19 protein-coding genes and 1 pseudogene are annotated in these 18,722 nt (G+C 60.2%); 8 read left to right on the top strand and 12 right to left on the bottom strand.

The window, feature by feature from the left end:
* The first annotated feature begins 29 nt into the window (after window positions 1-29).
* A complete protein-coding gene (locus MTP16_RS10630) occupies window positions 30-575 on the top strand; it encodes an O-acetyl-ADP-ribose deacetylase (protein WP_243519528.1) in 546 nt (181 codons plus the stop codon).
* Window positions 576-698: 123 nt separating this feature from the next.
* Here the strand turns inward: MTP16_RS10630 and MTP16_RS10625 are convergent, their stop codons facing one another.
* The 4 genes from MTP16_RS10625 to MTP16_RS10610 form a co-directional block, all read right to left on the bottom strand.
* Complete coding sequence (locus MTP16_RS10625) at window positions 699-1,580, bottom strand: 4-hydroxy-3-methylbut-2-enyl diphosphate reductase (protein ID WP_243519526.1); 882 nt, start codon at window positions 1,578-1,580, stop codon at window positions 699-701.
* A 105-nt stretch (window positions 1,581-1,685) separates the two neighbouring features.
* Window positions 1,686-2,378 carry a (d)CMP kinase gene (cmk, locus tag MTP16_RS10620; protein WP_243519524.1) on the bottom strand — a complete coding sequence of 231 codons (693 nt, stop codon included), beginning with the start codon at window positions 2,376-2,378 and terminating at the stop codon, window positions 1,686-1,688.
* A gap of 31 nt (window positions 2,379-2,409) precedes the next feature.
* Window positions 2,410-2,814: a hypothetical protein gene (locus tag MTP16_RS10615; protein ID WP_243519522.1), complete on the bottom strand. Its 405-nt coding sequence runs from the start codon at window positions 2,812-2,814 to the stop codon at window positions 2,410-2,412.
* Between the two features lie 154 nt (window positions 2,815-2,968).
* Window positions 2,969-3,130, bottom strand: a complete 162-nt coding sequence (locus MTP16_RS10610; RefSeq protein ID WP_243519520.1) for a hypothetical protein — start codon at window positions 3,128-3,130, stop codon at window positions 2,969-2,971.
* 79 nt (window positions 3,131-3,209) lie between these two features.
* On the opposite strand from MTP16_RS10610, the gene ade reads away from it, so the two are divergent.
* Window positions 3,210-4,868, top strand: a complete 1,659-nt coding sequence (ade, locus tag MTP16_RS10605; RefSeq protein WP_243519518.1) for an adenine deaminase — start codon at window positions 3,210-3,212, stop codon at window positions 4,866-4,868.
* Window positions 4,869-4,958: 90 nt separating this feature from the next.
* A complete protein-coding gene (locus tag MTP16_RS10600; RefSeq protein WP_243519516.1) occupies window positions 4,959-5,480 on the top strand; it encodes a hypothetical protein in 522 nt (173 codons plus the stop codon).
* Window positions 5,481-5,547: 67 nt separating this feature from the next.
* Here MTP16_RS10600 and MTP16_RS10595 read toward each other — a convergent pair whose 3' ends face one another.
* From MTP16_RS10595 to MTP16_RS10585, 3 genes and pseudogenes are all read right to left on the bottom strand, one after another.
* Window positions 5,548-5,958, bottom strand: a complete 411-nt coding sequence (locus tag MTP16_RS10595; protein WP_243519514.1) for a response regulator — start codon at window positions 5,956-5,958, stop codon at window positions 5,548-5,550.
* A 74-nt stretch (window positions 5,959-6,032) separates the two neighbouring features.
* Window positions 6,033-7,007 (bottom strand): annotated as a pseudogene (locus MTP16_RS10590) (PLP-dependent cysteine synthase family protein); the annotation flags it as partial.
* Between the two features lie 119 nt (window positions 7,008-7,126).
* The gene (locus MTP16_RS10585; RefSeq protein ID WP_243519512.1) at window positions 7,127-7,849 is read right to left on the bottom strand and encodes a GAF domain-containing protein; all 723 of its coding nucleotides are present in this window, start codon (window positions 7,847-7,849) and stop codon (window positions 7,127-7,129) included.
* Between the two features lie 325 nt (window positions 7,850-8,174).
* Between MTP16_RS10585 and sucD the strand changes: the two genes are divergently transcribed.
* From sucD to MTP16_RS10570, 3 genes are all read left to right on the top strand, one after another.
* Window positions 8,175-9,056: a succinate--CoA ligase subunit alpha gene (sucD, locus tag MTP16_RS10580; protein WP_243519510.1), complete on the top strand. Its 882-nt coding sequence runs from the start codon at window positions 8,175-8,177 to the stop codon at window positions 9,054-9,056.
* Window positions 9,057-9,355: 299 nt separating this feature from the next.
* Window positions 9,356-10,939 (top strand): T9SS type A sorting domain-containing protein, encoded by a 1,584-nt coding sequence (locus tag MTP16_RS10575; RefSeq protein ID WP_243519507.1) that lies wholly within the window; start codon window positions 9,356-9,358, stop codon window positions 10,937-10,939.
* 121 nt (window positions 10,940-11,060) lie between these two features.
* Complete coding sequence (locus MTP16_RS10570; protein WP_243519505.1) at window positions 11,061-12,173, top strand: hypothetical protein; 1,113 nt, start codon at window positions 11,061-11,063, stop codon at window positions 12,171-12,173.
* Between the two features lie 112 nt (window positions 12,174-12,285).
* Here the strand turns inward: MTP16_RS10570 and MTP16_RS10565 are convergent, their stop codons facing one another.
* Window positions 12,286-12,927 (bottom strand): hypothetical protein, encoded by a 642-nt coding sequence (locus tag MTP16_RS10565; protein WP_243519503.1) that lies wholly within the window; start codon window positions 12,925-12,927, stop codon window positions 12,286-12,288.
* A gap of 245 nt (window positions 12,928-13,172) precedes the next feature.
* Here MTP16_RS10565 and MTP16_RS10560 point away from each other — a divergent pair, with 245 nt between their 5' ends.
* Window positions 13,173-14,573: a mercuric reductase gene (locus MTP16_RS10560; protein WP_243519500.1), complete on the top strand. Its 1,401-nt coding sequence runs from the start codon at window positions 13,173-13,175 to the stop codon at window positions 14,571-14,573.
* A gap of 7 nt (window positions 14,574-14,580) precedes the next feature.
* On the opposite strand, the gene MTP16_RS10555 is transcribed toward MTP16_RS10560, so the two are convergent.
* Complete coding sequence (locus MTP16_RS10555) at window positions 14,581-14,898, bottom strand: hypothetical protein (protein ID WP_243519498.1); 318 nt, start codon at window positions 14,896-14,898, stop codon at window positions 14,581-14,583.
* A gap of 416 nt (window positions 14,899-15,314) precedes the next feature.
* Here MTP16_RS10555 and MTP16_RS10550 point away from each other — a divergent pair, with 416 nt between their 5' ends.
* Window positions 15,315-16,025: a hypothetical protein gene (locus tag MTP16_RS10550; RefSeq protein WP_243519496.1), complete on the top strand. Its 711-nt coding sequence runs from the start codon at window positions 15,315-15,317 to the stop codon at window positions 16,023-16,025.
* A gap of 230 nt (window positions 16,026-16,255) precedes the next feature.
* Here MTP16_RS10550 and MTP16_RS10545 read toward each other — a convergent pair whose 3' ends face one another.
* The 3 genes from MTP16_RS10545 to icd form a co-directional block, all read right to left on the bottom strand.
* The gene (locus MTP16_RS10545; protein WP_243519494.1) at window positions 16,256-16,987 is read right to left on the bottom strand and encodes a hypothetical protein; all 732 of its coding nucleotides are present in this window, start codon (window positions 16,985-16,987) and stop codon (window positions 16,256-16,258) included.
* Complete coding sequence (locus MTP16_RS10540) at window positions 16,984-17,271, bottom strand: hypothetical protein (protein ID WP_243519492.1); 288 nt, start codon at window positions 17,269-17,271, stop codon at window positions 16,984-16,986. Before MTP16_RS10540 ends, MTP16_RS10545 begins: the two co-directional genes overlap by 4 nt.
* Before the next feature lie 170 nt (window positions 17,272-17,441).
* Window positions 17,442-18,707 carry an NADP-dependent isocitrate dehydrogenase gene (icd, locus tag MTP16_RS10535; protein ID WP_243519490.1) on the bottom strand — a complete coding sequence of 422 codons (1,266 nt, stop codon included), beginning with the start codon at window positions 18,705-18,707 and terminating at the stop codon, window positions 17,442-17,444.
* Between the last annotated feature and the right edge of the window lie 15 nt (window positions 18,708-18,722).

Here is an 18,722-nt window from a genome sequence, read left to right as displayed (position 1 = left end):
GCCCCATTACACCCGCCATCAAAATTGCCATGCCTACTCCTACCCTTTCCAACCGCATCCAGCTCGTGCAGGGCGACATCACCAAGCAGGCGGTTTCGGCCATCGTCAACGCGGCCAATTCCAGCCTACTCGGCGGGGGCGGCGTCGACGGGGCCATTCACCGGGCCGGTGGGCCGGCCATTCTGGAGGAGTGTAAATTCTTGCGGGCCCGAAAATATCCGGCGGGCCTTCCGCCCGGGCAAGCCGTCGCAACCACCGGCGGCAACCTGCCCGCGCGCTACGTTATTCACACCGCCGGACCGGTTTGGCACGGCGGCAGCCAACATGAAGCCGAGGAGTTGGCGGCGTGTTATCAGAGCTGTCTTAAAATTGCTACAGCTCGCATCTTTGAAAGCGTGGCCTTCCCCAGCATCAGTACCGGCATCTACGGCTACCCCAAGCAGGAAGCGGCTGCCATAGCCGTGCGTGAGGTGCGGCAGTGGCTGGCGGCGCACGAGTGGCCGCAGCGGGTGGTGTTTGTGGTGTTCGACGAGGAAAACCGGCGGCTATACGAGGAGGCGCTGGCGGAGCAGTAATGGCAACGTCTGTCATCCCGAGCGCAGCGAAGAACCTTTTCACTGAAGAACAAGTCGTTCCAATGTGAGAAGGTCCTTTGCTGCGCTCGGGATGACAGACGTTAAAATCTATGCGAAACGCCTCTACGCCAGCTCGCCCACGCCTTCCACGCGCTCGGCCACCTGCTGCATCAGCCACAGCGGGGTGCTGGTGGCGCCGCAGATGCCCACGGTATGCGCGCCGGCCAGCCAGTCCTCGTTCACCTCGTCGGCGTTTTCGATGAAGTAGCTGCGCGGGTTCACCGCATTCACCACCGAAAACAGGGCCTTGCCGTTGGAGCTTTTGCGGCCGCTCACGAAGAGCACCACGTCGTATTCGGCAGCGAACTTGGCCAGGGCTGGCTCGCGGTTGCTCACCTGCCGGCAGATGCTGTCGTTGGCGTCGAAGCTATCCAATTGCCCGCCGGCGGCCTGGATGCGGGCTTCCATCAGGGCCTTCATCTTGTAGAAGCCGGCCGTGCTTTTGGTGGTTTGGCTAAAGAGCGTGACGGGGCGCGCAAAGTCAATTTGGTCGAGGTCGGCCTCGTTCATCACAATGATGGCGCGGTTGCCGGTCTGGCCCGTGAGGCCCGCTACTTCGGCATGGCCGGGCTGGCCGTAAATCACAATCTGGCCGTCCTGGCGCTGGCTCAGGTCGAAGGCGTGCTTCACGCGGTTTTGCAGCTTGAGCACGACCGGGCAGCTCGCATCAATCAGCTCCAGGTTGTTTTTGAGGGCCAATTGATAGGTTTCGGGCGGCTCGCCGTGGGCCCGGATGAGGACTTTGGTGTCGTGCAGCTCAGCCAGCTGCTCGCGGTCGATGATGCGCAGGCCGAGCTGGTGCAGGCGCTCCACTTCCATGCGGTTGTGCACGATATCGCCCAGGCAATAGAGGTTGTGGCCCTGCGCCAGCTCGTCTTCGGCCATCTGAATGGCGAATTCGACGCCAAAGCAATAGCCGGAATTTTTATCAATCGTGACCTTCATGCTGTGCCTTTAACACCACTGCGGCGGCGAGTGGTTCGCCGGGGGCAAAGGTACGGAACAGCCGAGCGGGAAGGCCTACAAAATACCGGCACCTTTAATCCCAATTTAATCCCAGCCCGCCGCAAACAGCGCCGACGAGGCCCTGTCGAGCACGAAATCGACCTGCTCGGTGATGGTGATGTGCGTGGTATCGAGCAGCACGGCGTCGGGGGCGCGGCGCAGGGGGCTTTCGGCGCGGGTCGAGTCGAGGTGGTCGCGCTTGCGCAGGTTCTCGATAATGTCGTCCAGCGGCACGATTTCGCCTTTCTCGGCCAATTCTTCCTGGCGGCGCTTGGCGCGCAGCTCCACCTCGGCGGTCATGAAAATCTTCACCTCCGCATCGGGGAAAACGGTGGTGCCGATGTCGCGCCCGTCCATCACCACGCCGCGCTTGCGGCCCATTTGTTGCTGCTGGGCCACCATGGCGTGCCGCACCATCGGAATCACCGAGACCTCGCTCACCGAGTTGGAGATGCGCATCTGACGGATGTCGTCCTCGCGGTTCACGCCATTCAGAAACAGCTCGTTGCGGCCAGTGCGGCGGTTGCGACGGAAGCTGATGTGGATGTCGTGCAGTGCCTTTTCGATGCCGGCCAGGTCATCAAAGGCGATGTCGTTTTCCAGCAGGTACAGCGTCACGGCGCGGTACATGGCGCCGGTGTCGACGTAGGCGTAGTGCAGCAGCTGGGCCACGGCTTTGGCCGTGGTGCTTTTGCCACAAGAGGAGTAGCCGTCAATGGCGATAACGAGTTGTTTCATAACGACGCGGGCGGCCATTGGCCCCGCAAGATTACGAAATCCAAGTCTTACGCGCGGCCGGTGGGGTCTTCAAACGCTGGGGCACCGAGGCAAAAAAAGCCGCTACGGAAGCTGTTTCTCCCTCATTCAGTTGGGAATTGACTAAATAAAAGGGGTTGAAAAAAAATCTGCCGGCCAGGCCCACGCCGGTGCTGCCGTCCTTGCCCGTGCCCCATTCGGCCCGGTACACCTGCACCATACATTGCCCCAGAAAGCAGCCCAGCGCCATCACCACGCCATCGCGCTCGGCGGCCGGCAAAACGCCCCGCTGGGCTTCAATAAAGTTGTCGAGGTGCGCCACGGCTTCGGCGTCAAACGTTTTCAGGTTGAGCTGCTGGCGCACCTGTTCGGCGGCTTGCTGAATGGATTCGAGGGGCGTGGGGCTGGTATCGGGCATAGCAATAGCGTGGGTAGCGAAATGGCCGGGCGCAGCCGGCTGACCGGCAAATTAACAACCCCAAGGGCGCCGGGGTTGCGCCGGGCGCCACGTGGCCCATTGGTTTTTGTCCAAATGCGCTGGCAAAATCAGCAAAAAGCGAAGAGCGCCGCAGCTAGTGCCCGCACGGACACGGCACGCTTTTGCCGCCGCTGTGGTGCTTGTACCAGCTGGTTTTTTTCTGCTGCGCGGTGCGGCGGGCGCAGCCTCCCAACAGGCTGCCGCCCAGCACCAGCAGCGCCAGCAGCAGCACAAGGCTCGACAAAGATTTTTTCATAGCCAATCTATTTTAACTCAAAGTTAAGGTTCTTTGCGCCCCCTTCCCACCGGCCGCTGCTTCTAATTATTGCCAACGCATGACTCCCGCTTTTTCGCTCACGGCCAACGTCGTCGACGTTTTCGCCCGTTCCATTCAGCCCGCCATTGTTTCGGTGGAGGGCGGCCGCATCGCCAGCATTGCGCCCATCGATGAGGCCGAGGCCGACCCGGCCCTTCCCTACGTGCTGCCTGGCTTCGTGGATGCCCACGTGCACGTGGAAAGCTCGCTGCTAGTGCCCACCGAGTTTGCCCGCCTAGCCGTGACGCACGGCACGGTGGCAACCGTGAGCGACCCACACGAAATTGGCAACGTGCTGGGCGTGGCCGGCGTGGAATTCATGCTCGAAAACGCCAGCCACTCCCCTTTCAAGTTCTGCTTTGGGGCGCCCAGCTGCGTGCCGGCCACGCCGTTTGAGACAGCCGGCGCCGAAATCACAGCCCAGGACATTGCCCGACTGTTCGAAAATCCCAAAATCGGCTACCTGGCCGAGATGATGAACTGGCCCGGTGTGCTGCACCGCGACGCCGACGTGATGCAGAAAATTGCCATTGCCCAGGCCGCCGGCCGGCCCGTGGACGGCCACGCCCCCGGCTTGCGCGCCGACGACGCGGCCCACTACGCCAGCGCCGGCATCAGCACCGACCACGAGTGCTTCACGGCCGCCGAGGCGCGCGACAAGCTGGCCGTGGGCATGAAGGTGCTCATCCGCGAAGGCTCGGCGGCCCGCAACTTCGACGCCCTGATTGAGCTGCTGCCCGAGCACTACGCCAACCTCATGTTCTGCTCCGACGACAAGCACCCCGACACGCTGGTGCTGGGCCACATCAACCAGCTGGTGCAGCGGGCCGTGGCGCTCGGCAATGACTTATTTCAGGTGCTGCGCGTGGCCTGCGTGAACCCCGTGAAGCACTACAACCTGCCCGTGGGCCTGCTGGGCGAAGGCGACCCGGCCGACTTCATCGTGGTGAAAGACCTTCGCGATTTCGAGGTGCAGCAAACCTACCTCAACGGCGTGCTGGTAGCCGAAAACGGAAAGTCTCTGCTGCCGGCCGCGCCTGTAGCCGTGGTCAATAATTTCCACGCCCAACCCGTGACGGCCGCCGAGTTTCAGCTGCCCGCGCCCACTTCGGCTCAGCCCACGGCCCGCGTTATCGAGTGCTTTGATGGGCAGCTCATCACGGCCCGCGTCGACCTGCCAGCTTCGGTTGAAAACGGCTTCGTGGTTTCCAACGTGGCCGACGATGTGCTCAAGCTGGCTGTCATCAACCGCTACCAGCCGGGCGCGGCGCCGGCACTCGCTTTTATCCGCGGCTTTGGGCTGCAGCACGGCGCGCTGGCCAGCAGCGTGGGCCACGACTCGCACAACATCACCGCCGTGGGCTGCGACGACGAGCGCCTGGCCCGCGCCGTCAACCTCGTCATCGAGGCCAAGGGCGGCCTGGCCGCGGTGGGCGCCGACGGCCGCGAAATCCTCGTGCCCCTGCCCGTGGCCGGCCTCATGTCGGACCAGCCCGGGCCGTCTGTGGCCGAAGCCTACGCAGCCGTCGATGCCCTGGCCAAGGAGTTTGGCTCCCCGCTGGGCGCGCCTTTCATGACGCTTTCGTTCATGGCGTTGCTGGTCATTCCCAGCCTGAAGCTGAGCGACAAAGGCTTGTTCGACGGCCAGCAGTTTACGTTCGTCGACGCGGTGGAGTAGAGACGCATAATTGCGTCTCGTCGTTGAACGACCAATACCGAATTCGTGCATCGTTCAACAACGAGACGCAATTATGCGTCTCTACCTCATATGGCCTTATTTATAATTTCACCGCGCCTTCCTTACGGCCTCGTCTGCGGCCTGTTATTATTCCCAATCGCCCAACCGGCCGCGGCCCAGAAGTACCGCACCGCCGCCGGCCTGCGCAGCGGCGGGGGCAGCTACGGCCTCACCGTGCAGCAGCTCGTGCTGCCCAAAACCACGATTGAGGGCCTGGGCATGCTGGCCGAGCGCGAGCGCAGCGCCACCCTGCTGGCCGAGCGGCACTTCGGCATTCTGGGTCCCAGCCTCAACTACTATTTTGGGGCCGGCGGGCACTTCGGCACCCACAAAGACGACGGCAACTTCTGGGGCTTCGACGGCATGATTGGGGCCGAGTACAAGATTCCGTTTGCCCGCATTGTGCTCGCGTTCGACTTCAAGCCCACCATCGAATTCCACTCCGCCGACTGGAACCGCTTCCCCACGGCTTTCTCGGTGCGCTACATTATTCTCAAACAGAAAAACACCGGCATCTTCCAAGGGGTATTCGACAAGATTAAGGGCAAATAAAAAGCCCCGACTCGGCTTGAGTCGGGGCTTTTTACTGTTTGTTTTTAGCTCAGAAAGGGACCTTTAATTACTGAAACCGCTTTTCGAGCAGCTTGAGCATTTTTTCTTCGGTGAGGGGTTTGGTGAGGTACTCCACGTTGGGGTACTTGGCCACGCGGGCGGTGTCGGCGCCGTGCATGGAGGTGGTGAGCACGGCCATCACCGTTTTGTCCTGCACCGGCTGGGGCAGGGCGTTGTAGAGCTCCAGAAACTCGAAGCCCGACACGCCGGGCATCTTCAAATCCACAAAAACCAGGTCGGGCGCGGGCGCCGAGCTGCCGCCCTTGGCGCTGCCCCACAGCTGCTCAAAGGCCTCGTCGGCGCGCGAGAACGTGCTCACGTGGTCGGCCACGGCCAGGCGGCCCAACAGGCGGTTGTTGAGAAAGCTGGTCGTTTCGTTGTCGTCGACGAGTACAATGTGGTTCAAATTAGCAGACATGGATAATGAAGTTAATTTAAGCTTCCACGAAGATACCGAACATAGATTGCCCCGGCAATTGTTCAGCTTTTTTACAACCAGCCCTGGGCGCGCATCCAGTCGTCGTTGTAGATTTTACCGAGGTAGCGCGTGCCGTGGTCGGGCAGCACGATGACCATGGTATCCTCTTCCGTAAGGTGCTCACGGGCGTATTCCAAGGCGCCGTGCACGGCCGAGCCGCAGCTCCAGCCCACAAACAGGCCCTCTTCTTTGGCCAGGCGGCGCGTCATCAGCGCGGCGTCCTTGTCGGTCACTTTTAGAAACAAATCGATAACATCGAAGTCTACGTTCTTGGGCAGAATGTCTTCGCCGATGCCCTCGGTTTTGTAGGGGTAAATCTCGTTGTGGTCGAAGATGCCGGTTTCCTTGTACTTCTTGAACACCGAGCCGTAGGTGTCGAGGCCCAGGGTGAAGATGTTGGGGTTTTGCTCCTTCAGGTACTTGCTCACGCCGCAGATGGTGCCGCCCGTGCCCACGCCGGCCGCCCAGTGCGTGATTTTACCCTCGGTCTGCTCCCAGATTTCGGGGCCGGTGGTGTCGTAGTGCGCGGCGGCGTTCGAGAGGTTGTCGTACTGGTTGGGATAGAAGGAGTTGGGCGTTTCCTGGTTGAGGCGCTTGGCCACCGAGTAGTAGCTGCGCGGGTCTTCGGGGGCCACGTCGACGGGGCACACCACCACCTGGGCGCCCACGGCGCGCAGGATGTCCTGCTTTTCCTTGCTTTGCTTGTCGCTCATCACGAAGATGGTGTTGTAGCCCTTCGCAATGGCGGCCAGCGCCAGGCCCATGCCGGTGTTGCCGCTGGTGCCCTCAATGATGGTGCCGCCCGGCTTGATGAGGCCGGCCTTCTCGGCGTCCTCAATCATGCGGATGGCCATGCGGTCTTTCACCGAGTTGCCGGGGTTGAAATACTCCACTTTGGCCAGCACCGTGCCTTTGATACCGTCGGTGACTTTGTTGAGCTTGACGAGTGGAGTGCGGCCAACGGCCTCGATGACGTGGTTGAAATACATGAAAATTTACCGGGTGGGATGGTGACGGGTGAGGCGACAAAGGTACAAACGCCCGCCGCGTGGTGAGGCCGCACCGCTGCCGACTCCCAAAAACCGTAGGCACCAAGCGGCCCCCGGTACTATTGCGCGCTGGGGTGAAAAGCGTCGAGCAGGGCCTGCAGGTCGCGCAGCCGGCTTTCTACCTGGGCCAGAAAGGCGGCGGGCACCGGCACCAGCGTGCCATGGCGGGCCGTGAGGTAGCGCACCAGGGCGTTGAGGGCCTGCACCTCCTCCTCCAGCTCGGCGCTTAGGCGGGCCCACTGCGCCTCGCCGGTTTCGGGGTGGAGGCGGCACAGGTGGCGCACGGCCACGGCGCGGCTCACCAAGGCCGCCAGCAGCTCCAGAATGCGCTGCTCTTCGGCCGTGAAGGTGCGCGGGGCGCGGTCGATGACGCACAGCGTGCCGAGCGGGCGCTGGTCGGGCAGCAGCAGCAGGGCACCGGCGTAGAAGCGCAGGCCGTTGGCTTCGGCCGCCTGCAGGGCTTCCTTCGGGATTTCCGGGTTTTCTTCCAGCACCAGGTCGTGGTACACCACGGCGTGGGCCTGCTCGATGGCGGTGGCGCACAGCGCCTCGATGCGCGGCTGCTGCTTGTTGTCGGGCATGCCCACGTTGGCCGGGTAGTACACGTCGGTTTCCTCCACCACCGAAATCAGCGAGATGGGCAGGCTGAAAATGCGCGCCGTGAGGGCCACAAACTCGTTGAACACCGGCTCGGTGAGGGCCGGCAGCAGTTCGGCGGCGCGCAGGCTGCGCAGGCGCGCGACCTCTTCGGCGGACAGGTTGGGAAGTGGGATGGTAGCCACGGCAAGGAAGAAAACAAGCGAGTGACCAAGCAGAATGCCGCCGGGCCAACGCCGCTAATATACGCCGGCCAACCAAGCCGCCGCGCGGCGCTGCCCGAGCTATTCTAATATAGCGCGGTATTAGCCAGACATCCTGTTTCCCGGTTTCACTCTTTTTCAGGCCCTGATAGGCCGCTGCGGCCCCAGCTTCGCTGCTTTTCCGCGCACGCAGGGCTTCTCTCCGGCGGGCAGCTTGCCCTAGCCCCAAAATGCCCTACTTTTGCAGCGCCGTTGCCCGACCGGGCCAGGGCGTCCCACCCACCAAATTCCTCAAAAACACCTCCGAATGAGCGTTCTGGTCAATAAAAATTCCAAGGTTATCGTGCAGGGCTTCACCGGCTCCGAGGGCTCGTTCCACGCCCAGCAAATGATGGATTACGGCACCAACGTGGTGGGCGGCGTCACGCCCGGCAAGGGCGGCACCGAGCACCTGGGCCGTCCCGTGTTCAACACCGTGGCCGAAGCCGTGGAGAAAGCCGGCGCCGACACCAGCATCATTTTCGTGCCCCCGGCTTTCGCGGCCGACGCCATCCTGGAAGCGGCCGATGCCGGCATCAAGGTGATTATCACCATCACCGAAGGCATTCCGACCAAGGACATGATTGCCGTGAAGCACTACCTGAAAGACCGGGAAGGCATCACGATGATTGGCCCGAACTGCCCCGGCGTGATGACCGCCGGCGAGTGCAAAGTGGGCATCATGCCCGGCTTCATCTTCTCGAAAGGCAAAATCGGCATCGTAAGCAAATCGGGCACCCTGACCTACGAAGCCGTGGACCAGCTCACCAAAGCCGGCCTGGGCCAGACCACGGCCATCGGCATCGGCGGCGACCCCATCATCGGCACCACCACCAAGCAGGCGGTGGAACTGCTCATGAACGACCCCGAAACCGAAGGCATCGTGATGATTGGCGAAATCGGCGGCGGCATGGAAGCCGAAGCGGCTCGTTGGATTAAAGAAACCGGCAACAAGAAGCCCGTGGTAGGCTTCATCGCCGGCCAGACGGCGCCTCCCGGCCGCCGCATGGGCCACGCCGGCGCCATCGTGGGCGGTGCCGACGACACGGCTGCTGCCAAAATGGCCATCATGCGCGAGTGCGGTATCCACGTGGTGGATTCGCCCGCCGAGATTGGCGACACCATGCTGCGCGTGCTGGGCGGCAAGTAATTATTCGCTCTGTTTGAATACGAGCAGGCCCCAGCAGCAGCTGGGGCCTTTTTTATGGCCTTTGCTTTTTCCTGTGTTAGAATATTTTAATTTTCAATTATAAAACACTACTTTCAGTCTGCCTTTTGCATATCTCATCCGCACGCACTGAACTGATGGCAACAATAAAATTTCTACCGCTATTGCTGTTCGTCGGACTTACAATCAGTCCTCTTTGTGATGAGTCTTACCGGGTAGAGGCAGCCTCGAACCGGCTGCGGCCACAACGGCGTCCGCTGGGCGTCATTACGTATTCGTTGTTGCTGCAGCAGCCACTCACGGCGGTAGTCGGCAGCCCTTCGCCTGCCACCGGTACGGTGTTGGTGAGCGGTTCCAGCCTGACCGGAAATATCACCGTAGCCGCGCCTGCAGGTTTTGAAGTTGCATTAGCCAGTGTTGGAACTTACGCGGCTACGCAGAGCCTAACGCCGCAGTCGGGTGGCTTCGTGAGCAACGCTTCGGTGTTATTTCGCCTGACCGGGGCAGCAGTGGGCACCTTCAGCGGCAACATTAGCCTGAGCAGTGCTGGCACCACTACGGTCGATGTGCCCGTTACGGGCTTGGTGGCGGCAACAACCAATCTGCCGGCGACGCTTACTGGTGTTTCGCCGGCAACGGGTATGCCTGGCACTACGGTGGTGAATTTCTATGGCCGCAACTTTGTGCCCGGTGCTACCGCTTCTATCTACAACAACGGGCCGTTCACGATTGGGCCTACTACTTACGTTTCGTCGACTCAGCTCACTGCTCCCATCACCACGAGTGGTGTAAATGCCCCCATTTCGAGCTACTGCGGAGTAAGCAACCCCGGCCCCGGCGGTGGCGGCACTACATTGCCGGGCGTGGTCATGTTTACGGCTGTTCCAGGGCCTCCCACTGTTACAGGTTTTTCCCCAACCATAGGGCCGGTGGGCACGCTGGTCACGATTAGAGGCGTAGGCTTTATCGCTCAGGGCCAGAACGCGGTGTATTTCAACGGTACACTTGCGCAGTTGCAATACACGCCTTCAAATAACGAGCTTACGGTCCGAGTGCCCGCAGGCGCTACCACCGGTCCCATCACCGTCACCACTACGGGCGGCACTGCTACCAGCAGCACGCCCTTTGTGGTGCCGCCCGTCTTTTTCGAAGACTTCGAAACCGGCACCAAAACCAGCTACGTCCCGGCGTCAGTACTGCTGTTTACGATGGGCTGGACCCTGGGCGAAGCCCTCATCGGCACCACGGCCGGCGTCGACAAATTCAACGGCCTCAAGTCGGCGCGGTTGCGCGGGGGCGGCTTCGTAGAGATGGACGTGGACAAGCCCAACGGCGCGGGCGTGGTGACGGTCAGCGCGGCCTCTTATGCCACGGAAAGCGGGGCCTCCTTCATCCCTGAAATCTCGACCGACGGCGGCGTGACCTACACGAGCTTGCTGGGCAGCAGCCCCGCTCCTACCCTTACCGGCACCCTCACGCCTTATTCTTTCACGGCCAACCGGACCGGCAACGTGCGCCTGCGTTTCAGCAGCACCAACACCGCCGCGGCCACCAATCCGCGCATCAACATTGATGACATCGGCATCACCGATTACCGGGTGGGCACCGCCACCCGGCCCGGCCAGCAGTTGCCGGACGTGAGCGTGTTTCCCAATCCGACGCAGGGCCGCGTGCTGGTGCAGGGCGCCGGCGCGGGCCCCGTGCGGTGCAGCTTGCACGACCTGGCCGGGCGGCAGCTGACAGTTCCGGTCTCGTTGCCTACGGATGGAAAACTGGACCTACCGGCTGGTTTGCCCGCCGGCCTCTACCTGCTGCAGGTGGAAACCCCATCGGGCCGGCGCACGCTGCGGCTGGCTACTCGGTAGGCCGCCAGCACGGCACCTGCCAGACGGGAGGTAGTGATTTATGGTTTCTTGCATCCTTTTGCAGCTAACTTAGTGTCCCGGTTTCGGCCGGGACTTTTTTTGTTCGCCGCTTCTTTCCGCTATGCTTTTCAAACTACGCTATCTGGCTTTCTTATCGCTTTCTCTGCTCCTTTCCTGCAAAAAGGAAGTTGAGAAAATAGTGGTGCAGGACCGGCAGTACAGCTGGGCCCCTACCGGCCAGTTCACGGGCTTCAACAACGTTATTCTGGGCATCGGCCAGGGGCCGCAAGGGCTGTACATGCAGCAACCCGGCGCCTTCACTACGCTGACCTTACAGCAAGGCCGCCCGGTTTATCAATCGTATCTGGCGCCTGTTCCCACCGACGTCAACGTGCGCCTGCCCATCGGGCCCGACTTTTTTGTCACCTACAGCGACACAACGGTGACGATTATTCCCACCAAAGACCCGGTTTATGGCCAAGCCTACCAAACCATTCGGTTGAAACGGCTGGACCAACGCGCCCAACTGGTACCCAAAGGCTACCGTTCCTATTTTAAGATGGGGGCCATCAACGTCAACCGCTACCTGTTGTTTCCCTACCTCACCACCAACCTCTTCATCGATAACCAAATGCACTTGGTGCTGGCACAGGTGCCCACCTACGACACGACCTTCGGCTATCCGTCGCAGCCCATGCCAACGCCACGCGTCATCACGCTGCCCGTGGCCGGCTACAGCTTGTACCCTTCCTACCCTACTTTGATTACGGCCATCGACAACTACTTTTTGGTTGACTGCGGCAACCAGGGCGTGTATCGAATTGAGCAGAACGGCACCTATCGCCAAGTCCTGACGAATGCATACGGCGTGGAGACGTTTTACAAGTGGCAAGGCCGGGTGTATGCCCACATGAGCACCAACCAGCTGGGCGTTTCCGACGACAACGGCCTGACCTGGCAGATAACGTCGGGCGCCTCGGGCATTTTGCGCTTCAACTCCATCCATCCCGTGGGCGACAGCCTGGTGGGCATCTACCACGCCATGGGCAACAACCTGTTGTTTACCCTGAAAGTCAACAGCACGGGCTACCGCGCGCGGCTTCTGAAAAACGATGGCATTGCCAACCTGGAATTGAACGGCCTGGAAACCTGGCGCGACACGGTGTTCCTGGCTACCAGCGGCGGCCTGTTCAAAAAACCGGTGAAAACCTTCTTCGAGAGCCAACCGAAATAATGCTTGGCCATGTCGGCAAACGATGCTGACGACACCCCGGGAAAACCAAACCGCACAAAAAAGCCCTGGCTGAACAGCCAGGGCTTTTTTGTGGGCTGATGCCAGTGGAGGGCTAATCGTCCAGCGTGGTGTTCTTATCCAGATTGATGACGATGCCGACCTGAAACACCGAGTTGGCCGCCTTCAAAAACTCGTTGCGGCGCAGGCCAAAAATCTGGCCGCTGATGAGCTGCAGCTGCACCGGGCCCGCAATCTGGGTGCGGGTGAAAGTGATGGGCTCAAAAAACACATTGCTTTCGCCGGGCGCGGGCAGGCCGTTGATGGTGAAATTGTTGAGCTGCATGTAGCTCAGGCGCATGGCCGCGCCATAGGTCAGGGGGAAGTCGCGGTTGAAAAGGTGCAGGGTGTTTTGCTTCTTCTTGGCGTAGTTCACCTGGGCGAAGAACTTGGACAAGCTGCCGTCGAGGGTGCGCGTGGCGATTTGCGCCTCGTTGCGCTCGATGCGCCGGGTGGCGCCGCCGCCGCCGCCCACGTACACTTCGAGCACGCGCTTGTCGGGCAGGCGGGTGAAGTAGCCGAGGCTGGCTTCGCCGAAGTCGATGTCTTCGGTTTTGTCGGATTTCTTGCGATGCAGCGACGAGAACGTGCCCGCCACGGCCAGGTGGTTGGTGAGGCCGTAGGCGCCCTGGATGGCGTAGTTGGTGTGCTGGTTGGTGCTCACGGCCCCGTAAAACTCGCCCTGGTGCGTGAGCATGGGCGCGTGCGGCGGAGGCGGAAAATACAGCGAGGCGCAGCTTGATAATCCTAGTGGCCCGAGGGCCCACAACAAACGCAAAGGTGACTTCATGGTGCAATATTCGGCATTCGGCGGCGCCGGGCTAACGCGCCCGGCGCCGATTGCGTGTGGCCCGACGCTACGGCGCAGCTTTTTTAGGAGGAATGCCAGCCCCTTGCCCGCGCCCTGCCGTATGCCTAGCTACACTTTTTCCCCGCGCCGCTATGCCCGCTGATTCCTTTGATGCCATCATTATCGGCGCCGGCCAGGCCGGCACCCCCCTAGCCTACGCCCTGGCCGAAGCCGGCCGCCAGGTGGCCATGATTGAAAGCGCTTCGCTGGGTGGCTCCTGCATTAACTACGGCTGCGCGCCCACCAAGGCGCTGCTGGCCTCGTCCCAGCGCGCCCACCACGTGCGCCTGGCCGGCGAGCTGGGCATTGAGGCCCCCGAGCCGGTGGTGAACTTTGGGGCCGTGATTGAACGCATGCACCGCCTGCGCCAGAACTCGCGCGACAGCCTCAAGCGCAAGCTGACCGAGGACCGCGAGGGCATCACGCTCATTCGCGGGCGGGCGCGGTTCACGGCGCCGCACACGCTGCAGGTGGCGCTGGTGGGCGGCGGCGAGCAGCAGGTTACGGCCCCGCTCATCTTCATCAATACCGGCACCCGGGCCGCCGTGCCCGACATCGAGGGCCTGGCCGACAGCGGCTTTTACACCAGCGACTCGCTGCTGCTGAACATGACAGAGCAGCCCGCGCACCTGCTCATTCTGGGCGGCAGCTACATTGGCGTCGAGTTCAGCCAGCTGTTCAAGCGACTGGGCACCCACGTCACGGTCATCGACAGCAAGCCACGCCTGATGGCCCGCGAAGACCCCGACGTGAGCCATCCGCTCGAACAATGCCTCACCGACGCGGGCGTGGAGCTGGTGCTCGGCGCCGAAACCCGCCGCGTGAGCCGCGCCGATGACGGCACCATCACCCTCACTGTAACTACCAAAGACGGCGAGCGCCGCCTGCATGGCAGCCACCTGCTGGTGGCCGTGGGCCGCACTCCCAACACCGACGACCTTGGCCTCGAAAACACCGGCATCACCCTCAACAAAAAGGGCTACATTGAAGTGAACGAGCAGCTGCAAACCGGCACGCGCGGCGTGTACGCGCTGGGCGACGTGAAAGGCGGCCCGCAATTCACCCACATCAGCTACGACGACTACCGCGTGGTGCGCGACAACCTGCTGCACCACGGCCAGCGCACCACCGAGCACCGGCCCCTCCCCTACGTGGTGTTCACCGAGCCGCAGCTGGGCCGCATCGGCCTCTCGAAGAATATGGCCAAGGAGAAGGGCATTGCCTACCGGGTGAGCCGGCTGCCGGCCCGCACCATCGGCCGGGCTGTGCAAACGGGCGAGACGGACGGCTTTGTGGAGGTGCTGGTGGGCGAGGACGACCGCCTGCTGGGCGCGGCCGTGTTCTGCGAGCAGGGCGGCGAAATTATGACCATGTTCCAGCTGGCGATGGCGGGCCGGCTGCGCTACCAGGAATTGGAAGACATGATTCTGGCCCACCCCACCTGGGCCGAAGTGCTGAACAACGCCTTCCAGCGCTTGAAGCCGGGAGAATAGCTAGCTACTAAGCCAGCTGTTTGTCCTCCATGAAGGCGCGCACGGCGCGGGAGTCGTTCAGCACCTTGAGCACCACAAAATGCAAGAACGTCGTGAGGCAGGGGCCCAGCAGCGGGCCGCCGTCTTGCCAGTTCCAGTACAGCACCAACGCGCCGAACAGGAATTGCAGCCCGTTCACGAATAGGGCCAGCGTAATGGCGTGCCGCCAGCGGCCAAACAGCAGCAGAATCATGAGCACATTCATCGTCTGCCCGTGGCCAACGTTGCCGGTTTCGCTCACAAACCACAGCTTGAAGTGCGCCGGCAGCCAGGCGCTAAGCAGCATACAGGCGGATACCAGAAGCAGGAGGCGAAAACCTGGGCTGTTGATGGGCATGGCGGCGCGGGCGAATGGGCGGGCGGAAGGATACGCGAAATAAACGGTTCGGTTTGGGAAATCAACGCCCCGCTGGGGGCAGCCGATGGCTCCGGAAGTTCGTCCGATGAGTCCGGAAGCCATCCGACGGCTCCGGAAATGCCTCCGATGGCCCCGGGAGCTGTCCGATGGGTCCGGAAGTCCGTCCGATGGTGCCGGAACGGCGGCCGACGGGTCCCGCAGGTCAGCCGATGGCTCCGGATGCCGGGCCGATGGGTCCGGAAGCGCGTCCGATGGGTTTGGCGTGTTACTGTTTGGATATGGCGATAAATCAGTAACATTACGGCTTCACTTCTCACCCTTTTATTTGTTTATCAATGGATGATTTGAGTTTACCCTTCAACTTCCGCATTAACGAGCTGCTGCCCCTGGGCCGCTTGCTGCGCACCAGCTACGTGCGTGACCGCGCCGACTTCGTGGACCTGCTGCCCGAGGATTACAAACCCAAGTTTCTGGCCGACTACGACGCGGCCGTGGAGGCCGTGGAAAAGGTGACGCGCAGCAGCGTGGCCGTGGCCCAGCGCGGCGCCATTACGGCGCGCATTGATGCGCTGCTGGCGGCGCTGCCGCAGCTGCTCAACCGCCTCGAAGCGCGCCTGCGCCGGGCCGAAAGCCTGACGGTGGCGGCCAAGAAGTTCGGCATCGAGCCGGTGCGGCGCGACCGCAACAACGACGAGCACGAGGGCCTGGCCGACTCCCTGAACACCCTGCTCCAGAATATAGGGGCTAACAAAGCCTCCCTGCTGGCCAAGGGCCAGACCCAAGGCGAAATCGACCAACTCCAGGAGCTGTACGACCAGCTGGTGGCCGACAGCACGGCCCAGGGCAGCAGCCTCAGCGACCAGCGCCTGCTCACGGCCGATAACGTGAAACTGTTCCGAGCCCTCTATAAGCTGATGAAGCAGCTGATGGACGACGGCAAAAGCCTCTACAAAACAAGCGACAAGGCCCGGCTCAAGGACTACACCCTGCGCAACCTGCGCCAACAGGTGCGCAAGGAGCAAGGCGAGGGCGGCGGGACGACGAAAATACCGTAGGTTGCTAGAAGTGTTTTGGGCATAAAAAAGGGCACCCGCGTGGCGTGGGTGCCCTTTTCTATTGACTCGCAGTGCGCTATGTAAAAATCATCAATGATATTTTTCAATATCACTTTGCATGATTTTCTTTTCTATCACTCCATCACAAACAAATAGCTCAGGGTCCACATCGCTATCAAAAGAGTCTTTAAACAATTTTCTAGCTTGACCATTTGTTAAACCTTGTAGATTTAAATGGCATTTATCACCTGATGCGCTATCTTCTTGCTCCAATCTAACTTCTCCAATTTCTTCGATATCAAGAAGCCAGAAGAGAATTGGGTCGCTGGCGATTGACTTATAGAATGCTCTGAGATGTGAACATATGTCTCCACTGGTTTTAATAGCGCATTCTTTACATACGACGGATATTCCACTACCGTTGGATGAGTTCCTGAAACTACTGCTAACAAATCTCTTACGTGCAGCGTCATATTCTTTGGAGTGAAGTACTCGTATGAGGAGCATTGGGATTCAGATTGATATTGGCCAATAAAATTACGTATCGAGTCAACGGCATTATCAACATTAATACCATCAGCTTCTTCAATGATATCGTAATTACTGCCTACTCCTCTTTCTATCACCAGCTCAACGTTACCATTTGGCTCAACGATAAATTCAAAGAACAAATCTTTATTTCTAAATACTAACGAAATACCTCCGTCAGCAATCGGAAATAAGTCAAATGGAATACCGTAAAAGCTTCGATATACGCTATTAAAAATTCTTCTAGCGTAATTAATTGCGTTATCACTGATGGATTCACCCTCGCCATATTTCCATCCCTTTTTCAAAGAGGTTACCGCTTTCAACTTTTCAGTGAAAACTTCCAACACAGCAGTATGAATAGCTTTGTTTACAACATCGCTATTAACTCCCACAACGAAGTGACTTACCGAAAATTCATTGTAATTCTTCATTCCGAGCTTCCTTTAAATTTATCAGAAAGTTCACGCGAGCTTTTGACTGTTGTTTCAGATACCTTCTCAAACTCTGTCAGCATTTCTCCCAACATCCTTTGTATTTTTTTTGCAACTCCCAAAGGAATATTTAATGACGCTATTGAGCGGTCATTTTGGAAAAGTAAAAGCGTTATGTCTACTGGGCTTAGCGCTCCTGTCACTTCGTTTGCATAAAGTTTGGGAATGTCGGCACTAGAGTTGATTACGTCTACTAGTTGGTCGAAGGAAGATTCAGAGGACATATGGTTGTTTTTTTATGCAAAACGGCTTTGCCCCAAATATAGTTTTACAGAGGCAATATACGGTAGTGCAGACAAGTTTCTCTATACTGTGTGGTTATACACAAAACCCCCGCGCCAGCCTTGCAGCCGACGCGGGGGTTTCTGTAGGTGCTTAGGCCGCGGCCAAGCTACTACATATTCTTCACAATCTCCTGGGCGAATTCGCTCGTTTTGAGGAGGGTGGCGCCTTCCATCTGGCGTTCGAAGTCGTAGGTCACACGCTTGCTGGCGATGGCGGCTTCGAGTCCTTTGTTGATGAGGGCGGCGGCTTCTTTCCAGCCCAGGTACTCCAGCATCATCACGCCGGAGAGGATGACGGAGCCGGGGTTCACCTTGTCCTGGTTGGCGTATTTGGGGGCCGTGCCGTGGGTGGCTTCGAAGATGGCGTGGCCGGTAAGGTAGTTGATGTTGGCGCCCGGCGCGATGCCGATGCCGCCCACGATGGCGGCCAGGGCGTCGGAGATGTAGTCGCCGTTCAGGTTCAGGGTAGCCACCACCGAGTACTCGGACGGGCGGAGCAGAATCTGCTGCAGGAAGGCGTCGGCGATGCTGTCTTTGATGATGAGCTTGCCCTGCTCCACGGCCTGCTTCTGCAGGGCCTCGGCCACTTCCACGCCTTGTTTGGCCACGATTTTATCGTACTGCGCCCAGGTGAAGACTTTGGGGCCGAATTCCTTCTCGGCCAGCTCGTAGCCCCAGGTTTTGAAGGCGCCTTCGGTGAACTTCATGATGTTGCCTTTGTGCACGATGGTCACCGAAGGCAGCTTGTTTTCGAGGGCGTACTTGATGGCGGCGCGCACGAGGCGCTCGGTGCCCTCCTTGCTCACGGGCTTGATGCCGAACGAGGACGAATCGGGGAAGCGGAGTTTCTTCACGCCCATCTCGTCCTGCAGGAATTCGAGCATTTTCTGGGCCTGGGGCGTGCCGTTCATGTACTCGATGCCGGCGTAGATGTCCTCCGTGTTTTCGCGGAAGATGACCATGTCGGTCAGCTCCGGGTGCTTCACCGGCGAGGGCACGCCGTCGTAGTAGCGCACGGGGCGCACGCAGGCGTAGAGGTCCAGTTCCTGGCGCAGGGCCACGTTGAGGGAGCGGATGCCACCGCCCACGGGCGTGGTCAGCGGGCCCTTGATGCCCACGAGGTATTCGCGGAAGGCGTCGAGGGTATCGTTGGGCAGCCAGTTGTTGGTGGCTTTGTAAGCCTTTTCACCGGCCAGCACTTCTTTCCACACCAGCTGTTTTTTGCCGCCGTAGGCTTTTTCAACAGCGGCGTCGAACACCAGCTTGGAGGCGCGCCAGATGTCCGGCCCCGTGCCGTCGCCTTCGATGAAGGGGATGGTGGGTTTGTCCGGAACGGTCAGCTTGCCGTTTTTAATGGTGATTTTTTGCTCTGCCATGTGGGTCGTGTGTTG

The sequence above is a fragment of the Hymenobacter monticola genome (assembly GCF_022811645.1).
Classification (GTDB): Bacteria; Bacteroidota; Bacteroidia; order Cytophagales; family Hymenobacteraceae; genus Hymenobacter; species Hymenobacter monticola.
This window is presented reverse-complemented; position numbering and strand designations above follow the sequence as displayed.

Bases quoted from the DNA above. Each gene is read 5' to 3' on its own strand.
- MTP16_RS10625 (WP_243519526.1), bottom strand. From the start codon at position 1,580: ATGAAGGTCACGATTGATAAAAATTCCGGCTATTGCTTTGGCGTCGAA.
- MTP16_RS10565 (WP_243519503.1), bottom strand. From the start codon at position 12,927: ATGCTCACGCACCAGGGCGAGTTTTACGGGGCCGTGAGCACCAACCAG.
- sucD (WP_243519510.1), top strand. From the start codon at position 8,175: ATGAGCGTTCTGGTCAATAAAAATTCCAAGGTTATCGTGCAGGGCTTC.
- ade (WP_243519518.1), top strand. From the start codon at position 3,210: ATGACTCCCGCTTTTTCGCTCACGGCCAACGTCGTCGACGTTTTCGCC.
- MTP16_RS10540 (WP_243519492.1), bottom strand. From the start codon at position 17,271: ATGTCCTCTGAATCTTCCTTCGACCAACTAGTAGACGTAATCAACTCT.
- cmk (WP_243519524.1), bottom strand. From the start codon at position 2,378: ATGAAACAACTCGTTATCGCCATTGACGGCTACTCCTCTTGTGGCAAA.
- MTP16_RS10630 (WP_243519528.1), top strand. From the start codon at position 30: ATGCCTACTCCTACCCTTTCCAACCGCATCCAGCTCGTGCAGGGCGAC.
- MTP16_RS10600 (WP_243519516.1), top strand. From the start codon at position 4,959: ATGGCCTTATTTATAATTTCACCGCGCCTTCCTTACGGCCTCGTCTGC.
- MTP16_RS10610 (WP_243519520.1), bottom strand. From the start codon at position 3,130: ATGAAAAAATCTTTGTCGAGCCTTGTGCTGCTGCTGGCGCTGCTGGTG.
- MTP16_RS10595 (WP_243519514.1), bottom strand. From the start codon at position 5,958: ATGTCTGCTAATTTGAACCACATTGTACTCGTCGACGACAACGAAACG.
- MTP16_RS10615 (WP_243519522.1), bottom strand. From the start codon at position 2,814: ATGCCCGATACCAGCCCCACGCCCCTCGAATCCATTCAGCAAGCCGCC.
- MTP16_RS10570 (WP_243519505.1), top strand. From the start codon at position 11,061: ATGCTTTTCAAACTACGCTATCTGGCTTTCTTATCGCTTTCTCTGCTC.
- MTP16_RS10545 (WP_243519494.1), bottom strand. From the start codon at position 16,987: ATGAAGAATTACAATGAATTTTCGGTAAGTCACTTCGTTGTGGGAGTT.
- MTP16_RS10555 (WP_243519498.1), bottom strand. From the start codon at position 14,898: ATGCTGCTTAGCGCCTGGCTGCCGGCGCACTTCAAGCTGTGGTTTGTG.
- MTP16_RS10560 (WP_243519500.1), top strand. From the start codon at position 13,173: ATGCCCGCTGATTCCTTTGATGCCATCATTATCGGCGCCGGCCAGGCC.
- icd (WP_243519490.1), bottom strand. From the start codon at position 18,707: ATGGCAGAGCAAAAAATCACCATTAAAAACGGCAAGCTGACCGTTCCG.